The 20,320-nt window shown below is 70.6% G+C and carries 28 protein-coding genes and 1 pseudogene; 10 read left to right on the plus strand and 19 right to left on the minus strand.

Going from position 1 to position 20,320, the window contains the following annotated elements:
- The coding region (locus GT030_RS09590) for a metallophosphoesterase (RefSeq protein WP_161200729.1) at nt 1-919 on the plus strand (919 nt) is incomplete at its 5' end.
- Here the strand turns inward: GT030_RS09590 and GT030_RS09595 are convergent.
- From GT030_RS09595 to GT030_RS09605, 3 genes are all read right to left on the minus strand, one after another.
- Nucleotides 920-1,753 (minus strand): PIG-L family deacetylase, encoded by an 834-nt coding sequence (locus GT030_RS09595; protein WP_161200730.1) that lies wholly within the window; start codon nt 1,751-1,753, stop codon nt 920-922.
- Between the two features lie 108 nt (nt 1,754-1,861).
- Nucleotides 1,862-2,221, minus strand: coding sequence for a nuclear transport factor 2 family protein (locus GT030_RS09600; RefSeq protein ID WP_202459906.1), 360 nt, complete (start codon nt 2,219-2,221; stop codon nt 1,862-1,864).
- A 19-nt stretch (nt 2,222-2,240) separates the two neighbouring features.
- Entirely contained in the window at nt 2,241-3,035 is a 795-nt protein-coding gene (locus GT030_RS09605) for an SDR family oxidoreductase (RefSeq protein WP_161200731.1), read from the minus strand.
- Between the two features lie 110 nt (nt 3,036-3,145).
- Here GT030_RS09605 and GT030_RS09610 point away from each other — a divergent pair, with 110 nt between their 5' ends.
- A complete protein-coding gene (locus GT030_RS09610) occupies nt 3,146-3,694 on the plus strand; it encodes a helix-turn-helix domain-containing protein (RefSeq protein ID WP_237522296.1) in 549 nt (182 codons plus the stop codon).
- Here the strand turns inward: GT030_RS09610 and GT030_RS09615 are convergent.
- From GT030_RS09615 to GT030_RS09630, 4 genes are all read right to left on the minus strand, one after another.
- Nucleotides 3,675-4,454, minus strand: a complete 780-nt coding sequence (locus tag GT030_RS09615; protein ID WP_161200732.1) for a VOC family protein — start codon at nt 4,452-4,454, stop codon at nt 3,675-3,677. The two genes, GT030_RS09610 and GT030_RS09615, sit on opposite strands and share 20 nt — an antisense overlap.
- Before the next feature lie 192 nt (nt 4,455-4,646).
- Nucleotides 4,647-5,372, minus strand: a complete 726-nt coding sequence (locus GT030_RS09620; protein ID WP_161200733.1) for a dienelactone hydrolase family protein — start codon at nt 5,370-5,372, stop codon at nt 4,647-4,649.
- Nucleotides 5,373-5,499: 127 nt separating this feature from the next.
- Nucleotides 5,500-5,709 (minus strand): DUF397 domain-containing protein, encoded by a 210-nt coding sequence (locus GT030_RS09625; RefSeq protein ID WP_161200734.1) that lies wholly within the window; start codon nt 5,707-5,709, stop codon nt 5,500-5,502.
- The gene (locus GT030_RS09630) at nt 5,706-6,536 is read right to left on the minus strand and encodes a helix-turn-helix transcriptional regulator (RefSeq protein ID WP_346009603.1); all 831 of its coding nucleotides are present in this window, start codon (nt 6,534-6,536) and stop codon (nt 5,706-5,708) included. Before GT030_RS09630 ends, GT030_RS09625 begins: the two co-directional genes overlap by 4 nt.
- A gap of 107 nt (nt 6,537-6,643) precedes the next feature.
- On the opposite strand from GT030_RS09630, the gene GT030_RS36300 reads away from it, so the two are divergent.
- From GT030_RS36300 to GT030_RS09645, 3 genes are all read left to right on the plus strand, one after another.
- A complete protein-coding gene (locus GT030_RS36300) occupies nt 6,644-6,871 on the plus strand; it encodes a hypothetical protein (RefSeq protein ID WP_237522297.1) in 228 nt (75 codons plus the stop codon).
- 59 nt (nt 6,872-6,930) lie between these two features.
- Entirely contained in the window at nt 6,931-7,374 is a 444-nt protein-coding gene (locus GT030_RS09640; RefSeq protein ID WP_161200736.1) for an NUDIX domain-containing protein, read from the plus strand.
- 116 nt (nt 7,375-7,490) lie between these two features.
- Nucleotides 7,491-7,700, plus strand: coding sequence for a hypothetical protein (locus tag GT030_RS09645; RefSeq protein ID WP_161200737.1), 210 nt, complete (start codon nt 7,491-7,493; stop codon nt 7,698-7,700).
- 1 nt (nt 7,701) lies between these two features.
- Here GT030_RS09645 and GT030_RS09650 read toward each other — a convergent pair whose 3' ends face one another.
- The 11 genes and pseudogenes from GT030_RS09650 to GT030_RS09700 all read right to left on the minus strand — a co-directional run bounded on the left by GT030_RS09650 (nt 7,702) and on the right by GT030_RS09700 (nt 15,336).
- Nucleotides 7,702-8,199: a hemerythrin domain-containing protein gene (locus GT030_RS09650; RefSeq protein WP_161200738.1), complete on the minus strand. Its 498-nt coding sequence runs from the start codon at nt 8,197-8,199 to the stop codon at nt 7,702-7,704.
- Nucleotides 8,200-8,285: 86 nt separating this feature from the next.
- Nucleotides 8,286-9,014 (minus strand): TetR family transcriptional regulator, encoded by a 729-nt coding sequence (locus tag GT030_RS09655; protein WP_161200739.1) that lies wholly within the window; start codon nt 9,012-9,014, stop codon nt 8,286-8,288.
- 9 nt (nt 9,015-9,023) lie between these two features.
- Nucleotides 9,024-9,536: a DUF393 domain-containing protein gene (locus tag GT030_RS09660; protein ID WP_161200740.1), complete on the minus strand. Its 513-nt coding sequence runs from the start codon at nt 9,534-9,536 to the stop codon at nt 9,024-9,026.
- On the minus strand, nt 9,533-9,940 hold the full coding sequence (locus GT030_RS09665; protein WP_161200741.1) for a hypothetical protein: 408 nt from the start codon (nt 9,938-9,940) through the stop codon (nt 9,533-9,535). Before GT030_RS09665 ends, GT030_RS09660 begins: the two co-directional genes overlap by 4 nt.
- Nucleotides 9,941-10,035: 95 nt before the next feature.
- Nucleotides 10,036-10,446 carry a VOC family protein gene (locus GT030_RS09670; RefSeq protein WP_135789496.1) on the minus strand — a complete coding sequence of 137 codons (411 nt, stop codon included), beginning with the start codon at nt 10,444-10,446 and terminating at the stop codon, nt 10,036-10,038.
- A 9-nt stretch (nt 10,447-10,455) separates the two neighbouring features.
- Entirely contained in the window at nt 10,456-11,067 is a 612-nt protein-coding gene (locus tag GT030_RS09675) for a Uma2 family endonuclease (protein ID WP_161200742.1), read from the minus strand.
- A 156-nt stretch (nt 11,068-11,223) separates the two neighbouring features.
- On the minus strand, nt 11,224-11,985 hold the full coding sequence (locus GT030_RS09680) for a succinate dehydrogenase iron-sulfur subunit (protein WP_086689828.1): 762 nt from the start codon (nt 11,983-11,985) through the stop codon (nt 11,224-11,226).
- Nucleotides 11,985-13,739, minus strand: a complete 1,755-nt coding sequence (gene sdhA, locus GT030_RS09685) for a succinate dehydrogenase flavoprotein subunit (protein ID WP_161200743.1) — start codon at nt 13,737-13,739, stop codon at nt 11,985-11,987. Before sdhA ends, GT030_RS09680 begins: the two co-directional genes overlap by 1 nt.
- Before the next feature lie 19 nt (nt 13,740-13,758).
- A pseudogene (locus tag GT030_RS09690) lies at nt 13,759-14,139 on the minus strand (succinate dehydrogenase hydrophobic membrane anchor subunit); the annotation flags it as partial.
- A gap of 98 nt (nt 14,140-14,237) precedes the next feature.
- Nucleotides 14,238-14,618, minus strand: a complete 381-nt coding sequence (sdhC, locus tag GT030_RS09695; RefSeq protein WP_037774792.1) for a succinate dehydrogenase, cytochrome b556 subunit — start codon at nt 14,616-14,618, stop codon at nt 14,238-14,240.
- A 187-nt stretch (nt 14,619-14,805) separates the two neighbouring features.
- Nucleotides 14,806-15,336, minus strand: coding sequence for a 2-oxo-4-hydroxy-4-carboxy-5-ureidoimidazoline decarboxylase (locus GT030_RS09700; protein ID WP_161200753.1), 531 nt, complete (start codon nt 15,334-15,336; stop codon nt 14,806-14,808).
- Between the two features lie 243 nt (nt 15,337-15,579).
- Between GT030_RS09700 and GT030_RS09705 the strand changes: the two genes are divergently transcribed.
- From GT030_RS09705 to GT030_RS09725, 5 genes are all read left to right on the plus strand, one after another.
- Complete coding sequence (locus tag GT030_RS09705; protein WP_161200754.1) at nt 15,580-17,154, plus strand: glycoside hydrolase family 20 protein; 1,575 nt, start codon at nt 15,580-15,582, stop codon at nt 17,152-17,154.
- A 108-nt stretch (nt 17,155-17,262) separates the two neighbouring features.
- Nucleotides 17,263-17,922, plus strand: coding sequence for a DUF4328 domain-containing protein (locus GT030_RS09710; RefSeq protein WP_161200745.1), 660 nt, complete (start codon nt 17,263-17,265; stop codon nt 17,920-17,922).
- A 92-nt stretch (nt 17,923-18,014) separates the two neighbouring features.
- Complete coding sequence (locus GT030_RS09715) at nt 18,015-18,551, plus strand: hypothetical protein (protein ID WP_161200746.1); 537 nt, start codon at nt 18,015-18,017, stop codon at nt 18,549-18,551.
- A gap of 120 nt (nt 18,552-18,671) precedes the next feature.
- Complete coding sequence (locus tag GT030_RS09720; protein ID WP_161200747.1) at nt 18,672-19,073, plus strand: hypothetical protein; 402 nt, start codon at nt 18,672-18,674, stop codon at nt 19,071-19,073.
- A 141-nt stretch (nt 19,074-19,214) separates the two neighbouring features.
- A complete protein-coding gene (locus GT030_RS09725; protein WP_161200748.1) occupies nt 19,215-19,658 on the plus strand; it encodes an Rrf2 family transcriptional regulator in 444 nt (147 codons plus the stop codon).
- An 8-nt stretch (nt 19,659-19,666) separates the two neighbouring features.
- On the opposite strand, the gene GT030_RS09730 is transcribed toward GT030_RS09725, so the two are convergent.
- Nucleotides 19,667-20,320, minus strand: a 654-nt coding sequence (locus tag GT030_RS09730) for an SDR family oxidoreductase (protein WP_161200749.1), incomplete at its 5' end; no start/stop codon positions are given.

Genomic DNA, 20,320 nt, shown 5'->3' on the forward strand with positions numbered 1-20,320 from the left:
GTCCGTGGTCCCGGCCCGGGCAGGACCGTCCGCGGGGGCTGACGGCCCGTCCTCCTCCGAAGCGCCGCGGGCCTCCGCGCTCGCCGCCTCCGCCCTCTCCCGCCGCGTCTTCGTCTCCCGCGTCGCCGGGGGCACGGCGGCCGCGGTGGCGCTGGGCACGACGGGCTGGGGCACGTACGGGGTGCTGCGCGGCCCGCGCGTGAAGCGGCTGACCGTCCCCCTGGCCAGGCTCCCGCGCTCGGCGCACGGCTTCCGGATCGCGGTGGTCAGCGACATCCACCTGGGCCCGGTGCTGGGACGCGACTTCGCCCGGACGGTGGTCGACACGATCAACTCGACCCAGCCGGACATGATCGCGGTCGTCGGCGACCTGGTCGACGGCAGCGTGAAGAACCTGGGCCCGGCGGCGGCCCCCCTGGCGGGGCTGGAGTCCCGCCTGGGCACCTACTTCGTCACCGGAAACCACGAGTACTTCTCCGGCGCCGCCCAGTGGCTGGACGAGGTCCGCACCCTGGGCATGCGCCCCTTGGAGAACGCCCGCACAGAACTCCCGTACTTCGACCTGGCGGGCGTGAACGACTTCCAGGGCGAGAGCGAGGGCCAGGGCCCGGACTTCGGCAAGGCCCTGGGCGACCGCGACCCCGCCCGCGCCTGCGTCCTCATGGCCCACCAGCCGGTCCAGGTCCACGAGGCCGTCCACTACTCCGTGGACCTCCAGCTCTCCGGTCACACCCACGGCGGCCAGCTCTGGCCCGGCAACCTCATCGCCAGGGCCGCGAACCCCACGGTCGCGGGCCTCGACCGCTACGGCGACACCCAGCTCTACGTCAGCCGAGGCGCGGGCGCCTGGGGCCCGCCCACGCGGGTGTGGGCCCCGTCGGACATCACAGTGATCGAACTGGCCTCGCGCCAGGCGTAGTCAGCGCAGCCCGGCGAACAAGTCGGTCTCCGGGGTCGGGGCGCCGGTGGGGTCCTGGACGCGGAGGAAGGTCTCCGTGCCCATCAGTTCGGCGAACCGCTCCTTGCCCATCCTCAGGAAGAAGATGTTCTCGCCCTGGCTGGCGTGGGCGGCGAGGGCGTCGTACTTCTGGTCGCTGTAGGGGGTGGTGTCGACCCAGGTGGTGATCTCGTCGTCGGGGAGACCGATCTCGGCCAGGGCGGCGGCCTCGGCGGGGTCGGGCTCCGGCATGTCGTCCGCGAACTCGCGCATGACCTCGCCGAAGCGGGCCATCTGGGAGCGGGGGACGGTGGTCCAGTACACCTTGGGTGTCAGGTCGGTCAGCTTCAGCGCGGCCATCGTGATGCGGTGGGCCTGGATGTGGTCGGGGTGGCCATAGAAACCGTTCTCGTCATAGGTGACGACCACATCGGGGCGGTAGTGCCGCATCAGCTCCGCGAGGCGGGCGGCGCCTTCCTCCACGGGGGTCTGCCAGAAGGAGCCGGGAGCGTCGTTGCTCGCCCAGCCCGCCATCCCGGAGTCGGCGTAGTCCAGCATCTCCAGGTCGCTGATCTTCAGGACCTGGCAGCTCGCCTCCAGTTCGTCCCGGCGCATCCGGGCGACCGCCACCGGATCGTGTCCGGGCTCGCCCGGCTTCACACCCCCCGGCCCGTCACCGCAACCGCCGTCGGTACAGGTCACCAGCACCGTCCGGATGCCTTCCGCCGCGTACCGCGCGAGCACCCCTCCGGTCCCGGTCGCCTCGTCGTCGGGGTGGGCGTGCACTGCCATCAGCGTCAACGGCCGGTCGGTCATGAAGAGTCCTCCTGCGAGATGCGACTTGCCCGTGGCGGGCGTACCGCACAACCTCGCCGACGGGACCGGATGTTCCCCGCGTGCCGGCTCGCGTTCGCCTCGAGTCGGTCAGGGCTCGATGCGCAGGTCCTCGATGAGGCCGCCACCGAGGCGGAAACGGTAGTGCAGGTCCACCACGCCGCCCGGGAAGTCACCCTCCAGGCGGTGGGTGGCGACGTAGCGGTCCGCGTCGGTCTGCTGCGCGCCGATGAGTTCGGTCGTGTACGTGTACTCGCCGGCGGTGCGGGTCATCCAGGCTTCGATCGCCGGGGCTCCCCGATGGGTCCTGCCCTCGTCGGTCACGGTGGCGTCCGGACCGAGGAAGCCGAGTGCCGTTGTGGCGTCGTGGGCCCGGTGGGCCGTCAGGAAGCCGGTGACGACCTCGGGCAGGTCCTCGGGGGCGATGGTCCGGGGCTGGTCGGTGGACATGGGGACTCCTGGGAGGGGATCAGACGGTGGGGACGGTGCCGCCGTCGATGACGTGCTCGGCGCCGACGATGGCGGAGGCGCGGTCGGAGACGAGGAAGGCGACGAGTTCGGCGACTTCCCCGGGGTGCGCGGGGCGGCCCAGCGGGATGCCGCCGAGCGAGTCCATGAGCTGCTCCAGTGCCGCTTCCCGGGTGGTTCCCGCGTTCTCCGCGATGCGGGCGACGAGCCGGTCGGCGGCGGCGGTCCGGACGAAGCCGGGACTGACGGAGTTGACCCGGACGCCGAGCGGAGCGACCTCGTTGGCCAGGCCCTTGCTGTAGGTGGTCAGTGCGGCCTTGGCTGCGGCGTAGGCGAGGGTGCCGTCCCACAGCGGCATGCGGCGCTGGATCGAGGAGACGTGCACGATGGTGCCGCGTCCGGCCTCGGTCATCGCGGGCAGCAGGCCGCGGTCCAGGCGGACGGCGGCGAGGAGGTTGACGTCGAGCTCCCTGGCCCAGTCGTCCTCGGTCAGGACCGCGTACCCGCCCGAGGGGGCGCTGGAGCCGCCCACGTTGTTGACCAGGATGTCGACGCCGCCGAGGCGGCGGAGGACTTCGTCGACCACGGTGGCGGCCCCCTCCGCAGTGGCCAGGTCCGCGGTGATGATCTCCGAGTCGGCCATGTCGTCCGGGCGGCTGCGCGCGGTGACCAGTACGGTGGCGCCCGCCTGGGACAGGCGCCGGGCGACGGCCGCACCGACGCCTTTCGTGCCGCCGGTGACCAGGGCGCGTCGCCCCTGCAGGGAGTCGCCGGTGCCCGCTGGTGGAGTAGCCATGATGTGTTCCGTTCCCGGGCGCGGGCCGGGGAGGGGGCGCACCCGTCATGACTGCTAAAATAGAAGCCAGTAACTTCGACTTTAGCAGTAACTCGGCGGAGGTGGACGACTTGGCGAGCCGGATCAGGGCGGAGGACTTCGAATGCCCGCTGTCCACGACGGTGCAGCACGTGGGTGAGTGGTGGACGCTGCTGATCCTCCATGACGCCTTCGACGGCTACACCCGCTTCGACCAGTTCCAGGAGAGCCTCGGCATCTCCACCAGCATGCTCACCGCCCGCCTCAAGACGCTGGTCGCGGACGGCCTGCTGGAGCGCCGTCCCTACCAGACCAACCCCGTCCGCAACGAGTACGTCCTGACCGACCTGGGGCGCTCCCTGCGCCCCGTGATCGTCACGTTGGCGGCGTGGGGCAACTCCCGTCTCGCTCCCGAGCAGCGCAGCATGATCCTCGTCGACGCCACGAGCGGCGAGGAGGTCGAGCCCGTGGTCGTCGACGCGAAGACGGGCCGCCCCCTCCACGACAGCCGCGCCTACGTGTTCGCCGCCGGCCCCGCCGCCAGTCCGGCCATGCGGGCCCGCTACCCCCGTAGCGGCGGGGCCGCCGCCGATGAGCCCGCCCCCACCGAGGAACGCGGCCTCAGGAACCGGCAGGCCTGATCATCGCGAACGGCGCGCCCTGCGGGTCGGTGACCACCGTCATGCGGCCCGCGGGCGCGTCGAACGGCGGGACGAGGACGTTGCCGTCGCGGCGGACCAGGGCGTCCACCGTGGAGTCGACGTCGTCGACCGCGAAGTACGTCAGCCAGTGGGCCGGGGTGCCGGGCGGGTCGTTGGCGAGACGGGTGACGCCGCCGACCGTGAGGCCGCCCACGCGCAGTTCCCAGTAGGCGTCGTGGCCCTCCATCGGCGTGAACTCGATGTCGAACACCTCGCCGTAGAAGGCCGCGGCGCCGTCCACGTCGCTGGTGTGCAGCTCGGTCCAGGTCAGCGCGCCGGGCTCGTTGACCACGCCCGCGCCGAAGAACTCGCCCCGCTGCCAGACGCCGAACTCCGCGCCCTGCGGGTCGGTGGCGATCAGCATCCGGCCGAGGCTGCCGACATCCACCGCGGGGGCGAACGGGTCGCCGCCCGCGGCGATGATCCGCTCCTGGGTGGCGACCGCGTCGGCGGTGGCGAGGTAGGTGGTCCAGACGGTGGGCGGCTCCGGGATGCCCTCCGGAGCCGTCGCCGGGCCGATACCGGCAACGGCCCTGCCGTGCAGCTCGCAGACCGCGTACCCGCCGAACTCGGCCGGTCCCGGTGCGCCCTGCCAGTTGAACAGGTCCCGGTAGAAGTCCAGCGCGGCCTGCTGGTCCTGCGCCCTCAGATCGACCCAGCAGGGGGCGCCGGTCGCGTACGGGGTGGTGACTTCGGGCATCGTTGCCTCTCCCTGGTGGTGTGTCCGGGTGGACACCCTTCCGCCCCGATACGTCCCCGCCCCTCCGACACGCCGCTTGCTTCTCAGTGCACGGAGGAGGGCGGCGTGGCCCGTGCCCGGTGGTACAGGGATCGGGCGTGGGGGCGACCGGTGAGCGCTGGTCAGTGGGTGCGCGGGTTCGGACTCACCCGTTCACTCCGTCACGGGCAGGCACTCGGCGAGCAGGCCGACGACGTCGTGCCAGGCTCGCCGCGCATGCCGGGAGTGGTAGCCGACACCGGGGACCGCCGGATGGTCGACCGGCGGGTGGTGGAAGGCGTGCAAGGCGCCGCCGTAGACCACGAGGCGCCAGTCGACGCCCGCGGCCTGCATCTCGGCCGTGAACGCGTCCCGTTGTGCGGGCGGCATGATCGGGTCCTCCGACCCGACCCCGGCCCACACCGGGCAGCGGATGCGCGCCGCCTCACCCGGTCGGCCGGTGGTCAGAGCGTTGACGGTCCCGATCGCGCGCAGGTCGACGCCGTCGCGCCCGAGTTCCAGCGCGATCGCGCCACCGGTGCCGTAGCCGAGGGCGGCGATCCGGCCGGGGTCGGTCCGCGGTTCGGCGCGCAGCACATCGAGCGCCGCGTGGCCGATGCCCCGCATCCGGCCGGGGTCGTCGAGCAGCGGCAGGCAACGGGCCAGCATCTCCTCGGGGTTGCCCAAGTAGCGCCCACCGTGGAGGTCGAAGGCCAGCGCCACGTATCCCAGCTCGGCGAGAGCATCGGCCCGGCGGCGCTCGACATCGCTGAGCCCCATGCCCTCCGGGCCGACCAGCACCGCGGGCCGGCGGTCGGCACCGGCCGGGAGCGCGAGGTGCCCGATCATCGTCAGACCGTCGGCCGGGTACTCGACCGTGTGCGTGGTGATCGTCGTCATGACACTGGACGGTAGAGATCGCGAGTCCCGGCCGGTCCGGGGTTCACCGCCGGCGGAACAGCGCGGGCGCCCCTCAGCAAGGAGCCTCGCCGGCCCGGGTCGGGCGCGGCGAGGCGTCGTCACCGGCTCAGCGCGTCTCGAACTGACCGCTCTTCACACCGGCCACGAAGGAGGTGAAGGCGTCGGCGGGAAACTCCAGCACCGGGCTTGCGGCGACCTTGGAGTCGCGGACGGGGACGATCCCGCGGGCGGGCAGCAGGTTGGTGGCGACCTCGATGCAGTTGCCGCCGTTGTTGCTGTACGAGGACTTGAACCAGCGGGGGGATACGGTCGTCACGGGGCGCCCTTTCGTAAGTTGCTGATCATGGCCACGGAGGCAGCTTGCGAGGGAGACTCGGCCTGTAGCTGATGGTAGGCCGTCAGCATGGGCAGCACCGAGGTCGGTTCGCGGTCCAGGCGCCCTTGCGTCTGGGACTCGGCGTAGCACAGCAGGGACCGGTCGGCCAATGTCAGCAGGTTCACCGGCAGATCGAAGGGTCGGCGTTCTCCTATTTCGAAGGGCGCGATCTGGAGCACGGTATTGGGCAGCGCGGCCCACTGCACCAACCGATCGAGCTGGGCGGCCATGACCTCGGCACCGCCGACGTTCCGGTGAATGCAGCTCTCGTCCATCACAAGGAACACCATGGGCGGTCGAGGCCGCTCCAGCGCGGCCTGGCGTGCCGCGAGGAACGCGACTCGTTCGGCCGCCTGTTCCGGCGTGATCGCGCCCCGCTCGACTGCGCTGTCCGCGAGGACTCGCGCGTACGCGGGTGTCTGGAGCAGGCCGGGAATGATGCCGATCTCGTACAACCGGATCTCCGTGGCCCGACCCTCCAGCCCGGCGTACTCCGAGAACCCCTCCAGCAGCACACCGTGCTTCAGCTCGCGCCACCGCCGTTCGAACTGGTCGCCGCTTCCCAGCGCGCGGTCGGCGCTCCGCGAAAAGCGCAAGGTCGGCATCTTGCGACCAGTTTCAACCGACGAAATATGCGTGCTGGAATATTCCATCTCGGCGGCGAGGTCTTCCTGCTTCCACCCCTTCTCCTCCCGGCAGGTGCGCAGAAGTGCGCCGAAGGCGGCCTGCGGGGAGCTGTCCGGCTGTAACTCCTTGCGATTCACCACGGGATCACCAACTTTTCCTCCACTTAAGGCAAGTTGAATGGTTCCCAACTCTAGGTCACCCTGATTCCCCTTGGTAGTGGATTAGCTACGGAGAGGAGTGATCCGTGCTGGACGAACCCCCTCAACCCCCGCCCGTGGGAACCCTCTTGGTGGACGCGGAGGACCGGGTGGGGGAATTCCGTGGGGAATGGGCCGGCCTCTGGTCGCTGCGGCCCGCCACCGGGGGGACCGAATGGACCGTCCGCCCGGAGGACGCCCGCCCGGCCAGCCCCGAACAGCGCTTACGCGCCCTGACCGCTCGCGCGAACGCCCGGAGCAGGGGGGAGTATCTGTGAGCCGCGATGGCAGTTTTACTGACCGGGAACCGCGATTCCGCGAAGCGAAAGGCTTGGTCATGAAGCGAGTTGTCGCCCGGTTGTGGCACGCCATGCGGGGGTCCGTGCAGTGGAGGGTCCTGTGGCTGGCGAACGCCAAGTTCATGGTGGGCGTGACCGGGGTCGTCCGTAACGACGCCGGTCAGGTGCTCCTCCTCAGGCACCGGATGTGGCCCGAGCGGCGGCCGTGGGGACTGCCCACCGGGTTCGCGAAGAGGGGCGAGGAGTTCCCGCTCACCGTCGTCCGCGAGGTCAAGGAGGAGACGGGGCTCGATGTGACGCCCGGCCGTCTGGTCCGCCTGACCAGCGGATACCGACTCCGGGTGGAGGTCGCCTACGAGGCACTGCACACCGGGGGAACCCTGAAGATCGACGACTTCGAGATTTTGGAGGCCCGGTGGTGCGACCCGGACGCGTTGCCGCAGGGATTGCAGGACTCCCATCGCCGGCTCATCACCCCCTGAGGCACTGCAACCGGCCGGGCCGCCCGCCCCGCGACGAGCTGACCCGGCACCTCAAGGCCACCGGCGAGGACCTCGCCGAGTTACCCCCGCACGAACTGACTCACGTCACCTGTGAGTTGGAGGCCACCCACGACGGCCCCCACGCCGACCACCTCGGCGACATCGACCGCGACACCCAGCTCTGGGTCCAATGGGGCGGCGCGCTCTACGAGTTCGTCCGGCTGACCCCCTGCGAAGCCCCCGCCGAGGACGGCGACGCGTGCAGTCTCTTCGACGGGCACGATCCCGGTCACTCCTGGGAGATGCGGGACCTCCTGCACGGCTGACTCAGTCCGAGGAACCGACGATGCGGCGGAGGTTCTCGATCGAGCCGGGCTCGTCCTTGAGGTGGCGTTCGCGGTCCGCCAGGAAGGCCTCGCCCAGCTCCTCGCGGCGCTTCATCGGGACGTTCTCGCGGGCGCCGTTGAGGATGGTGCGCTCCTCCTCGTCGGCGTGGTGGGTGATGGCCTCCACCAGCTCCTCCAGCTTGGAGTCCCACTCCTCGGAGCCGACCTCCTCGACCTCCAGCAGGGCCAGGAGGGCCTGGTTCCCCTCGTCGTGCTCGTGCTCGCCGTGTTCGACCTCTTCGTTGTCGATGTTCCGGTACCGCTTCAGAGCCGGATAGACCTCGGCCTCCTCCGCCAGCGCGTGCGCGACCAGCAGATCGGCGAACTCCTTGAGCGCGGCGGCCCGGTCGGCCTCGATGCTGCGCATCTGCCGGAAGAGGTCCTCCATACGGCGGTGGTCCTGGAGGATGAGTTCGACGACGTCCTGGGTCTCGGCCATGAGGGGCACCACTCTCGTGCGAAGTGTTCGGGTGCCCACCGTGTACCCCCGGTCCGCGCCGGGATGACTCGCCGCGCGGGGCGGGATCAGCTTCGGCTTCGCGGGGCCGGGAGGGCCTTCGTCATCCCCGGCAGGAAGTCGTTGAAGAGTTCGTGGACCTCCAGGACCAGCGGGCGCAGGACGCGGAAGCGGGAGAGGGCCACACCGCGGGCGGTGAGGCGGGCGCCGCGCCGGGCCAGACGGTAGCTGCGCTCGCGGTTCTCCGTGCGGTCGAAGACCCAGTAGAGGACCAGCCCCATCTGGGAGAGCCACATCAGCTCGGGGAGGGCTTCACGGAGCTCGGGGGAGACCTTGGACCTGGAACCCGCCAGCACCTCGCGGTGCACGCGGATCGCCTGCTCGCGGGCGTGCTCGCTCTCCGCGGAGAAGGGGCTGAGCGGGCTGTCCGGGTCGGCCGCGTTCTTGAAGAACTGCACGGCGAACTCGTGGTACGGCTCCGCGATGTCCAGCCACGCGGTGAGCACGCCCGCGAGCCGGGCCTCCAGGTCGGTCTCCGTCTCCAGCACCGACCGGACCGCCACCTGGTGCTCGGCGGCGATCCGGTCGTAGAAGCCCTGGATCAGGTGCTCCTTGCCCGCGAAGTAGTAGTAGGCGTTGCCGACCGAGACGCCGGCCTCCCTGGCGATGGCCCGCATCGTGGTCTTGTCGTAGCCGTTCTCCTGGAACAGCCGCATCGCGGTCTCGAGGATCAGCGCGCGGGTGTGTTCCGACTTGCTCTGGGGTCCGGCCTCGGGGCCGTCGTTCTTCGCGGGCACGTAGGGAGCCTAACCAGTGGGGCAGGTGGCGTCGGCGCAGGACGGCGGGTCGTGCACCCAGCCTTCGGCGGGGACGTACCGCCAGCCGTCCGTACGGCTGTACGTGCCCTGGCCGCCCCATCGGCCGCCGCGCTGCCCACTCCACTGGGCGCCCCGGTACTTGGCCGCCGCCAGCACCGCGCCCCGCGCCAGCACGGCGCCCGCCGGGGTGCTGAGGCGATGGGCGAGCGGGCGGTGCTCGCGCAGCGCCCACAGCACCACGACCCAGGCCGCCGCGCCCCGGTACACCTGGCCGGCGTCCCCGATCACGGTGACCTCCTCCAGCGTCCGGGCCGGGTCCACGCCGGGGAACCGGGCCCGGGCCTCGGCCGAGCCGGCGGGGACCAGCTCCAGGGGGACCAGCTGCGCCTGCCGCAGCAGCCAGTCCCGCAGGTGGGTGCAGAGGCCGCACTCGGCGTCGTAGAGGACCGTCAGGCCCCGGACCGGGGCGCTCGTGACGCCCCGGTCCACGGCCCCGCTCATGCTCCGGCCGTCGGCGCGACCCAGCCCTGCGGGGCGACCGGCGGCTGCGTCTCGCGCTCCATCAGGCCGCGACGGCGGATCTTGTTGAGTACGAAGACGTTGCCGAGGTGCATCGCGCCGAGGACCAGCAGGACGACGCCGAGCTTGGCCGAGAGGGTCTCGAAGATGCCCCTCGTGTCCTCGATAGTGCCGTCGTCGCTCAGGTAGAGCGTCACGAAGCCGAGGTTGACCAGGTAGAAGCCGACCACCAGGAGGTGGTTGACGGCGTCCGCGAGCTTCTCGTTGCCGTGCAGCACATCCGCCAGGAAGACCCGGCCGTTGCGGCTGAGCGTGCGGGCGACCCAGACGGTCAGCGCGATGCTGACGGCCAGGTAGATCACGTAGGCGATGACGGTGCGGTCCATGCCCCACCCCTTCTTGAACGCGTTCAAAACGCTGACAGGGATGACTGTAGACCTGTTTTTGAACGTGTTCAACCAAGAGGGGTGAGGTCTGGATCTCAAGCCCTGCGGGCGAGTTCGGGGCGCTTGGTGTAGTCGGTGAAGCCGAAGACGTTCCCCCACGGGTCCGCGAACTCCACGGTCCGCCCGGTGGCCGTGGACATCGCCTCGTCCACCGGCTCGATCCCGGCCTCCGCCAGCCGCCGCGCCGCCGCCCGCGCGTCCGGCACCTCCAGCCAGAGCCGCGACGCGGGCCAGGTGGGCGGCCGATGCCCGAGCCCGTCCTCAAGCCGCAGCAGGATGCCTGGCGTCTCCCCGCCGACCCTCAGCAGCGCGATCCCGCCCTCGTCGAACCGGAACCCCACGGTGAACCCGGCCCGCTCGTAGAACCCCACCGCCTCCCCGAGATCCCCCACGGGAAGTACAACGTTGTCGAACCCCAGCAACTCGTGCGCTTCGTCGTCTGACATGCCGTCAGGCTAGCGACGAGGGCGTCCCGCCTCGATGATCGCGGCCACGTCCAGGGTGACCTTCGCCCCGATGGAGTCGGGGAGGTCGACAGTCTCGCCGGGGGAGTGGATGCGGTGGGTGCCGTACGTTCCCTCGGCGGGCTCGGTGAGGACGTGGAGCCGTTGGTGCTTGCGGTCCACGACGACGTAGACGGGGACCTTGGCCTGGGCGTAGGCGCCGACCTTGGTCTTCAGATCGTCCTTCCAGTTGCCGGAGGTCACTTCGAGGACGAGGCGGAAGCAGACCGGATCGTAGGCGGTGCCTTCGACCACGTGGTCGTCGATGTCACCGTCCACGACGGCGAGGTCCGGGATGGCGTAGTCCTCGCCTCCGGGGAGCCAGATCGAGACGTTCTGGACCACATCGGCTTCGCCGCCGAACAGGCCGGCCACGAGGAACGGCTGCATGAGGCCGGTCAGGGCACGGGCGTGCGGGGCATCCGGGGACGGTGTCACGAGGAGGTGGCCTCCGATGATCTCGACGCGGTAGCCCGGATGGCGCTCCATGATCTCGGCGGCGATCGCCGTCAGCGAGAACGGCTCGTCGTCGGCGAAGGGCTGCTCTACGGATGCTGCGGACATCGCGATGCCTCCCAGGGGCTGGTCGAGGCCCTCATCGTAGGACGTACCGCCCCCCTACGTCCCGAACGATCACCTTCACCCGAACGTGTCCGCCGACGCCGAAGGGCCCCGCTCCGGAAACCGGAGCGGGGCCCTTCGGACCGTCGGAGACAGATCTCAGAAGCGGCGGGTGATCAGCGCGCGCTTCACTTCCTGGATCGCCTTCGTGACCTCGATGCCGCGCGGGCAGGCGTCCGTGCAGTTGAAGGTCGTGCGGCAGCGCCAGACGCCGTCGCGGTCGTTGAGGATCTCCAGGCGCTGCTCACCGGCATCGTCGCGCGAGTCGAAGATGAAGCGGTGGGCGTTCACGATCGCGGCCGGGCCGAAGTACTGGCCGTCGTTCCAGAACACCGGGCACGACGAGGTGCACGCGGCGCACAGGATGCACTTCGTGGTGTCGTCGAACCGCTCACGGTCCTCGGCGGACTGCAGCCGCTCGCGGGTCGGCTCGTTGGTGTCGTTGGTGACCAGGAACGGCATGACGTCCCGGTACGCCTGGAAGAACGGCTCCATGTCGACCACGAGGTCCTTGAGCGCGGTCAGGCCCTTGATGGGCTCGACCGTGATCGGCTTGCCCGGGTTGACGTCCTTGATCAGCGTCTTGCAGGCCAGACGGTTCTTGCCGTTGATCCGCATCGCGTCGGACCCGCAGATGCCGTGGGCGCAGGAACGCCGGAAGGTCAGCGTGCCGTCGAGGTCCCACTTGATCTTGTTGAGCCCGTCGAGGACGCGCTCCTTGGGGTCCATCTCCAGCTGGAAGTCTTCCCAGTGGGGCTCCGCCGCGACCTCCGGGTTGAACCGGCGGATGCGGAGGGTGACCGTGATGTAGGGGGACGCGGCGGACGCCGCCTCGGCCTTGTCCAGAACAGGGGTAGCCATCAGTACTTACGCTCCATCGGCTGGTAGCGGGTCTGGACGACCGGCTTGTAGTCGAGACGCACGGTCTCCGAGCCGTCGTCGCCCACCTCGCGGTACGCCATCGTGTGACGCATGAAGTTGACGTCGTCGCGGTTCGGGTAGTCCTCGCGGTAGTGACCGCCGCGGGACTCCTTGCGGGCCAGCGCGGAGACCGCCATGACCTCGGCCAGCTCCAGCAGGTTGCCCAGCTCGATGGCCTCCAGCAGGTCGGTGTTGAACCGCTTGCCCTTGTCCTGGATGGACACGTTCAGGTACCGCTCGCGCAGTTCGGCGATCTTCTCGACCGCCGTCTTGATCGTCTGCTCGGTGCGGAACACCATCACGTTGGCGTCCATGGTCTCCTGCAGCTCCCGGCGGATGTCGGCCACCCGCTCGGTGCCCGTGGCGTCCCGCAGCCGCTCGATCTGCGCGACGACCGTCCCGGCCGGGTTCTCCGGCAGGTCGACGAAGTCCACCGTGTGGGCGTAGTCGGCGGCGGCGATGCCCGCGCGGCGGCCGAACACGTTGATGTCCAGCAGCGAGTTGGTGCCCAGGCGGTTGGCGCCGTGCACGGAGACACAGGCGACCTCGCCGGCCGCGTACAGACCCGGCACGACGGTGGTGTTGTCCGCCAGGACCTCACCCTCGACGTTGGTCGGGATGCCGCCCATCGCGTAGTGCGCGGTGGGCTGGATCGGGATCGGGTCCGTGTACGGCTCGATGCCCAGGTAGGTGCGCGCGAACTCGGTGATGTCCGGGAGCTTCGCGTCGAGCTGCTCCGGCGGCAGGTGGGTGAGGTCGAGGTAGACGTGGTCGCCCTCGGGACCGCAGCCCCGGCCCTCGCGGATCTCGGTGTAGATCGAGCGCGAGACGACGTCACGGGACGCGAGGTCCTTCATGACCGGCGCGTACTTCTCCATGAAGCGCTCGCCGTCCTTGTTGCGCAGGATGCCGCCCTCACCGCGGGCACCCTCCGTCAGCAGGATGCCCATGCGCCAGATGCCGGTCGGGTGGAACTGGAAGAACTCCATGTCCTCCAGCGGGATGCCCCGGCGGAAGCACGCGGCCTGGCCGTCACCGGTCAGGGTGTGCGCGTTGGACGTCACCTTGAAGAACTTGCCGGTGCCGCCGGACGCGTAGATCACGGACTTCGCCTGGAAGACGTGGATCTCGCCGGTGGCCAGCTCGTACGCCACCACGCCGGCGGACGTCTTGACGCCGTCGACCTCGGTGATGAGCTGGTCCAGCACGTAGAACTCGTTGAAGAACTCCACGCCCTCCTTGACGCAGTTCTGGTACAGCGTCTGGAGGATCATGTGGCCGGTGCGGTCCGCCGCGTAGCAGGACCGGCGGACCGGGGCCTCGCCGTGGTTGCGGGAGTGGCCGCCGAAGCGGCGCTGGTCGATCGTCCCGTCGGGCGTCCGGTTGAACGGCAGGCCCATCTTCTCCAGGTCGAGGACGGCGTCGATGGCCTCCTTCGCCAGGATCTCGGCGGCGTCCTGGTCGACCAGGTAGTCACCGCCCTTGACCGTGTCGAAGGTGTGCCACTCCCAGTTGTCCTCCTCCACGTTGGCCAGCGCGGCGGCCATGCCGCCCTGCGCGGCGCCCGTGTGGGAGCGGGTGGGGTAGAGCTTGGTCAGCACGGCGGTGCGGCTGCGCTTCGTGGACTCGATGGCCGCGCGCATGCCCGCGCCACCGGCGCCGACGATGACGGTGTCGTACTTGTGGATCTTCATGATTCTCGCAGCCCCGTGCCTAGCGGATGTTCGGGTCGAAGGTGAAGATCACCAGCGTGCCCAGCAGGATGGTGAACACCGTGGCCGTGTAGAGCAGGCCCTTGAGCCACAGGCGGGTGTTCACGCGCTCCGCGTAGTCGTTGATGACCGTGCGCAGGCCGTTGGCGCCGTGCAGCATCGCCAGCCACAGCATCGCCAGGTCCCAGACCTGCCAGAACGGGGACGCCCAGCGGCCGGCCACGAAGGCGAAGCCGATCTTGGAGACGCCGCCGTCCAGCACGAGCTGGATCAGCAGGTGGCCGAGGACGAGGACGACCAGCACGATGCCGGACAGGCGCATGAAGAGCCAGGCCGCCATCTCGAAGTTGCCCCGCGTGGAACTCGGGGTCCTCTTGGTCCGGGTGCGCGAGCGCGGCGCGTCGAGGGAGAGCGCGTAGGCGTCCTCGGCGGCGTCCGCGGAGGAGCCCGTCAGGTTGATCTCAGAGGTGGACATCGGCGTCAGCTCCCGAACAGGACACGAGCGGCGTGGCCGAGGACCGGGTACAGGGCGCCGGCCATCAGGATGATCCAGACGCCGAGGACGCTCCACAGCATCTGCTTCTGGTAGCGCGGGCCCTTCGACCAGAAGTCGACGGCGATGACGCGCAGACCGTTGAGCGCGTGGAAGAGGATGGCGGCCACGAGGCCGTACTCCAGCAGCGCGACGATCGGGGTCTTGTACGTGGCTACGACCTTGTCGTAGTCCTCGGGGGAGACACGCACGAGAGCGGTGTCCAGCACGTGAACGAACAGGAAGAAGAAGATGAGGACGCCGGTGACTCGATGAGCCACCCAGGACCACATACCTTCCCGGCCGCGGTACAGCGTTCCAGCCGGCACGGAAGAACCCTCCGGGTGCGGGGACTAGGGCCGCGCCGGCTTCACTGTCGGTCGGGCCCGGCCGGGTACGGTCCACCGGCCCTCAGCATCGTATCCATGAGGCGCGGCGCGACTGACGGGGGGCCTGTTTCGGGTGATCCGCCGCTTGTGGCGTTCCGGCTCGTGTGCATCCGTTCCGTTTGGTCCGCTATACGCCCGGCCGGGGCGCGTAGTGGCTGGTCGCGCGGGTGGCGACGGTGCCCAGGTGGGCCGTGAGCCGGTGCCGGGCCAGGCCCCGCAGTTCCTCGGCGGCGATCACCCGCTCGTCCTCGGGATCGTTCGCCAATCGTGACCGGATGCCCTCCAGGATCCGGTCCAGCGCCTCCTCGGGGGAGGTCCCGCCCGGCGCGATCACGAAGACATGGCCGAAGCGGGCCTCGTAGGCGGCGTGCGCCGCGCTCAGGGCCGTGTGGGCGGCCGAGTAGGTGTCCTCGGGCAGCTCGGGCAGGGACTCGCCCGCCAGGGCGTCGGCCAGGTCGACGACCCGCAGGTCGTAGGCCGCCTCGTCCGCCGCGGCCAGCAGGGCGGCCAGGTCGGGGTAGGGGCGGTGCTCGGCGAGCCGGTGCGCCCAGCGGGCGTTGCGCAGACAGCGCAGGAGCAGCGCGCGGGCCTCCTCGGCCGGCGCCAGGTTGAAGGCGTCGAGCGGGGTCGGGAGATACGGCGAACGGTGCGCAGGCAGCGTGGGTCCTCATGGGAGGGGGGACAGGGTCGTGCCGGGACGGCAGGGGGACCTGTGAAGGATGTGCCGACACGTTATCGAGAGTGGTCACTGTGTGTCCGGCTGATGCCCGAATTTCACTCGGACGGGAGAGTTTCGGAACGTCTCGGTGACGGGTGAACCGCGGATCGGCCGTACGTTGGGAGGGTGAGCCAGCACAGACATCGTGCTTCGGCACGACAGCTCAAGCGGAAGCGGGCCATCATGGCCGCCGCGGTCGTCGGAACCGTGGTGACCGGGGTGGGCGTCGGAGTGTGGGCGTCATCCGGAGGGGGTGGTTCCGGTGGAGGCTCGGACGCGGGCGCGGTCGGCGCCTCCCGGCAGGCCGATCCGCCGACCCCCTCGCCCAGCCGCTCGTACCCCATGTCGAAGGCCCCGCAGACCATCCCGGCGGTGCGCGAGCACACCGCGGCCCGCGGACCCGGCTGGAAGCCCAGGGGCGGCGGCCGGGTGGTGGTCACCGACCCGGCGCTGGCCGACGAGGGCAAGCTCGTCGCCGGTGAGCTGGGCCTGGACTACGGCGGCGAGAAGACCGACTCCAGGGCCGGCGACGTCCGCCTCGGCCTCGGCGGGAGCGGCAACCCGGAGTCGTACACCATGACCGTGCGCGACGGCCGGGTGGACATCGAGGGGCCCGCCGACGCGGGTGTCTTCTACGGGACCCGGACCCTCAAGCAGGAGGTCCGCGGCGGCGGCACCGCGCCCGAGGGCGTGGTCAGGGACGAGCCCGCCAAGCCCTCGCGCGGCTTCATGCTCGACATCGCGCGCAAGCCGTTCTCGGAGACCTGGATCGAGGACCGGATACGCGAGCTGGGCGATCTGAAGTACAACGAGCTGGGACTGCACTTCTCGGACGACCAGGCGTTCCGCATCCAGTCCACCAGCCACCCCGAGATCGTCTCCAAGGACCATCTCACCAAGGCGCAGGTCAGGAAGATAGTCGACCTGGCCGCCGCCCGGCACATAGCGATCGTGCCCGAGATCGACTCGCCGGGGCATCTGGGCGCCGTCATCGCCGCCCACCCCGATCTCCAGCTCCGCAACGTCAACGGCAAGGCGACGCGCGGCGCGATCGACATCTCCAAGCCCGAGTCCGCGAAGATCGTCGACGATCTGCTCGACGAGTACGCGGACCTGTTCCCTGGCGACAAGTGGAACCTGGGCGGTGACGAGTACCAGGCGCTGGTCGTGCCCGACCCCGAGGCGTCCTACCCGCAGCTCGCCGCCGCCGCCCGCGACGCCTACGGAGCCAACGGCAACGTCGCCGACCTCACCACCGGCTGGCTGAACGGCCGCGCGGACACCATCCGGGCGCACGACCGCACCATGCGGGCGTGGAACGACGGCTTCCTGCGCGACTCCACGATCCAGCCCGCCAAGGACATCCAGGTGGCCTACTGGACCGGCAAGGAGATCGGCGCCCGGCCCCCGGTGGACTACCTGAGCGCGGGCCGCAAGGTCTACAACTACAACGACGAGTACCTGTACTACGTCCTCGGCGAGCCGAACGCCTTCGTCTACCCGACCGGCCAGCGGATCTACCAGCAGTGGACCCCGCGCGTGATCCGGGGCACGAGTGCCGTGCCGGCGCAGTACGACGGTCAGATCCTCGGCGGTTCCTTCGCCGTGTGGTGCGACTTCCCGAACGCCCAGACCGAGAGCCAGGTCGCGTCCGGCATCCGGATGCCGCTGCGGGCCACCGTGCAGAAGCTCTGGGACCCGGGGCAACCCGCGCTGTCCTGGCCGCAGTTCAAGGAGCTGGCGAACCGGCTGGGGTGAGTGGACGGAACGTCGGCGCAGCACGTATGTTTCCGTGTTCGCTCATGCGTACGCGGCTCTGGGGAGGGCCGCGTACGCCGTTCCAGCCGTACCGGGGGGAAGACCTTCATGATCTGCGCCAGCTGCCACAGCAACGAGGCCGTCACCGGGGAGACGCGGTGCGCCCGCTGCGCGCCGGCCGTCCCCTTCGTGCCGCCGGGTCCGCCGCTGCGCTCGCCGGCCGGGCTGGGGCAGGCCACGGTGGTGATGCTGGGGCTGGTCGGTGCCGGTGACGCGGTGGCGATCTGGGCCGACCTGGCGAAGCCGTCCGTCCTGGCCGGGCCGGTCCTCGACGTCGCGCAGGGGGTCCTGCTGCTCGCCACGGCGGTCGTGTACCTGTGCTGGCTGTGGCGGGTGCGGGTCAACGCCGAGGTCTTCGACGCCGCTTCGCAGAGCAAGGCGCGGTGGTGGACGATCGGCGGCTGGTTCATCCCGTTCGTGAACTTCTGGTTCCCGCGCCGGATCGTTCTCGACGCGTGGGACGCCAGCGCGCCGCAGGGGCGGCCGAGCGGTCACGGGCTGGTCGACCTGTGGTGGACGGCGTGGGTGGCCGGGCTGGTCGCCGACCGGCTGCTGCGGGTGGAGTCCGGGGCGGGGATGCTCGCCGTGGTCGACGGCATCGACCTCGTCGCCGCCGTGCTGGCCGCCGCGGTGGTCCTTCGGCTGACGCGGATGCAGAGCGAGAAGGCGCTCCGGGGGCCCTCGCTGCCGTCCGCCGCGCTTGGCTGAAAAGCGGTGACTGTGACACTCCGGGCCCGTCGCACGCAGTAAGGGGAAATGCGGGCTCCGTACAGGCGGTGCCCAGGCGAGGGAGGCATTCCATGAGCCTGGAGGAACTGATCGCGCAGGCCGACGCACGCGGGCTGGCCGCGAGCGGGCTGGCTTGTTCGGATCGGTGCGTGTCCCTGCTCGTCGAGGACGACGAGTTGCTGCGCCCGTTGTGGGCGCATCTCGTGGACGACTCCGACTGGTCCGAGAGCCTGGCGAAGGTGCGGGCCGCGCTGGGTGCGGTGGAGCCGGGGCCGTGCTCCGGTTCCGGTGCGGACGAGGCGGCGGGGGTGGCGCGGGGGATGCTGCTGTCTGCTCCGGCCGAGCGGGAGGAGGGCGCGCTGCGGGAGTGGGCCGAGGCGTGCTCGTCGGCCTCGCTGCGGGTGCACCGGCTGCTGGACCCGGCCGGCGGTGACGGCGTGGACGAGGGGCTGCCGCTGGTCGCGGCCGAGCTGGGGCGGCAGACGGTCGTCCTCCAACTCCTCGCGGAGCACGGGCCGCAGGGGTTGCGGCGGGCGCTGGACGTCTCGGGGGAGGGGCGGCGGGTGCTGCGGGCGGTGGTGTCGCGGCGGGCGCGGGCCCAGGCTTAAACCTGAACTCGGGGTGGGTTCTGTGTCCGTCCTGTCGGGACGATGGGGCGGTCCTGCGCCGGTTGCCGAAACGGCGCCGAATCGTGTGACGCGCGGCCGGCCAGGACCGCTTACCCCTGTGTGACTACCCAGTACGCAGCAACGCAGACGGACTACCGCCCCTCGGCCGCGGCACGCCCCGCGCGGTGGGCCGCGGACACGGTCGCCACCATGCGCGAGGGTGCCCGCCTCCGCCTCGACTACTCCCCCCGGAGCCTGTGGCGCCTGGACCGCGTCATCGACGAACTCCGCCACGACCACCCGCCGTACGAGGCCGTAGCCCACGTCCTCCGCGGCTTCGGCGCGTACGCGGGCGAGGTCATCGCCCGCCACACCGGCGGCGAATGGTGGGCCACGGGCGGCACCCACTGGCTCCGCACCCCCGACGGCCGCCTCTGGGACCCCCTGGAGGAGGCCCACCTGGCCTTCACCGGCGAGGGCTCCCTCCGGGGCCTGTGCCGGGAGGCGACAGGGGCCTGCTGAGCCTGCCGCCCGCCGCACCACGTCCTCACCCGGGTCCGGGCGGTGCACCGGGGTGAGGGACCCGGCCGGGCCCTTGCATCCGCACCCCGTGCGGTCGGTGTAACATCAAAAGTTACGATTGAGGAAGGACCGGCCGGGCTGATGAGTGCCAACAGCAAGATGAGCATCGCCGTTCACGTGCTGGCGTGGATGGCCCTGGACCGGCTCGACGAGGAGACGATCGCGACGTCGCAGCGCATCGCCGAGAGCGTCAACACCAATCCCGTCGTGATCCGCCGCTGTCTGATGGAACTCCGCGACGCGGGCATCGTCCACGGCAGGCGGGGTGCCAAGGCCGGATGGGCCCTGGCCCGGGAACCCGAGTCGATCACGCTGCGGGACGTGTACGGCGCGGTGGAGGGCAACGGACTGTTCGCCCTGCACCGCACCCCGCCCAACGAGACCTGTCCCGTCGGCTTCGGCATCAGGCCGGTACTCGACTCGGTGTACGCCCGTCTGGACGACGCGGTACGGGACGAACTCGCCGCGATCTCGATCGCTGACGTCCTCCGCGACGTGCAGGCGGAGCGGCGCGTCGCCGGCTGACCCCGTCGTCACACCTGCCGCTGACCGCCGTCGACGAAGAGTTCGACACCGGTGACGAACGTGCTCTCGTCGCCGGCGAGGAACAGTGCCGCATCGGCGACCTCCTCCGGGCGCCCCATACGGCCCAGCGGAACCTGGCTCACGAAGCCCTCCCGCATCTTCGCGGCCGACTCCGCGTCGGGCGCGAGGCCCGCGATCCCCGGAGTGTCGGTCGGCCCCGGTGCCAGCGTGTTGACGCGGATCGCGCGATCGCTCAGTTCGGTCGCCCAGGTGCGGGAGAAGGAGCGGATGGCGGCCTTCGAGGCGGCGTAGACGCCGAACGCCTCCTCCCCTCGCGCCGTGCTCCCGGTGAGGATCACCGAGGCGCCGTCGTTCAGCAGCGGAAGCGCCTTCTGGACCGTGAAGACCGTGCCCTTGACGTTGATGCCGAAGGTCGAGTCGAAGTGCTCCTCCGTCAGGTCCTCCAGGGTGGCGAACTCGCCGCCGCCGGCGTTGGCGAACAGGACGTCGATGCGACGGCCGCTCTCCGCCACCGCGTCGTACAGGCGGTCGATGTCATCCAGGTCCGAGACGTCTCCCCGGACCCCCGTGACGTTCTTGCCGATCTCTGCCACCGCGGCGTCGAGCGCCTCCTGGCGGCGGCCGGTGATGAAGACGTGCGC

It is taken from the genome of Streptomyces sp. SID1328 (assembly GCF_009865595.1).
GTDB lineage: Bacteria > Actinomycetota > Actinomycetes > Streptomycetales > Streptomycetaceae > Streptomyces > Streptomyces griseoluteus.

Bases quoted from the DNA above. Each gene is read 5' to 3' on its own strand.
- GT030_RS09595 (WP_161200730.1), bottom strand. From the start codon at position 1,753: ATGACCGACCGGCCGTTGACGCTGATGGCAGTGCACGCCCACCCCGAC.
- GT030_RS09600 (WP_202459906.1), bottom strand. From the start codon at position 2,221: ATGTCCACCGACCAGCCCCGGACCATCGCCCCCGAGGACCTGCCCGAG.
- GT030_RS09605 (WP_161200731.1), bottom strand. From the start codon at position 3,035: ATGGCTACTCCACCAGCGGGCACCGGCGACTCCCTGCAGGGGCGACGC.
- GT030_RS09615 (WP_161200732.1), bottom strand. From the start codon at position 4,454: ATGCCCGAAGTCACCACCCCGTACGCGACCGGCGCCCCCTGCTGGGTC.
- GT030_RS09620 (WP_161200733.1), bottom strand. From the start codon at position 5,372: ATGACGACGATCACCACGCACACGGTCGAGTACCCGGCCGACGGTCTG.
- GT030_RS09640 (WP_161200736.1), top strand. From the start codon at position 6,931: ATGAAGCGAGTTGTCGCCCGGTTGTGGCACGCCATGCGGGGGTCCGTG.
- GT030_RS09650 (WP_161200738.1), bottom strand. From the start codon at position 8,199: ATGGCCGAGACCCAGGACGTCGTCGAACTCATCCTCCAGGACCACCGC.
- GT030_RS09660 (WP_161200740.1), bottom strand. From the start codon at position 9,536: ATGAGCGGGGCCGTGGACCGGGGCGTCACGAGCGCCCCGGTCCGGGGC.
- GT030_RS09665 (WP_161200741.1), bottom strand. From the start codon at position 9,940: ATGGACCGCACCGTCATCGCCTACGTGATCTACCTGGCCGTCAGCATC.
- GT030_RS09670 (WP_135789496.1), bottom strand. From the start codon at position 10,446: ATGTCAGACGACGAAGCGCACGAGTTGCTGGGGTTCGACAACGTTGTA.
- GT030_RS09675 (WP_161200742.1), bottom strand. From the start codon at position 11,067: ATGTCCGCAGCATCCGTAGAGCAGCCCTTCGCCGACGACGAGCCGTTC.
- GT030_RS09680 (WP_086689828.1), bottom strand. From the start codon at position 11,985: ATGGCTACCCCTGTTCTGGACAAGGCCGAGGCGGCGTCCGCCGCGTCC.
- sdhA (WP_161200743.1), bottom strand. From the start codon at position 13,739: ATGAAGATCCACAAGTACGACACCGTCATCGTCGGCGCCGGTGGCGCG.
- GT030_RS09705 (WP_161200754.1), top strand. From the start codon at position 15,580: ATGGCCGCCGCGGTCGTCGGAACCGTGGTGACCGGGGTGGGCGTCGGA.
- GT030_RS09710 (WP_161200745.1), top strand. From the start codon at position 17,263: ATGATCTGCGCCAGCTGCCACAGCAACGAGGCCGTCACCGGGGAGACG.
- GT030_RS09715 (WP_161200746.1), top strand. From the start codon at position 18,015: ATGAGCCTGGAGGAACTGATCGCGCAGGCCGACGCACGCGGGCTGGCC.
- GT030_RS09725 (WP_161200748.1), top strand. From the start codon at position 19,215: ATGAGTGCCAACAGCAAGATGAGCATCGCCGTTCACGTGCTGGCGTGG.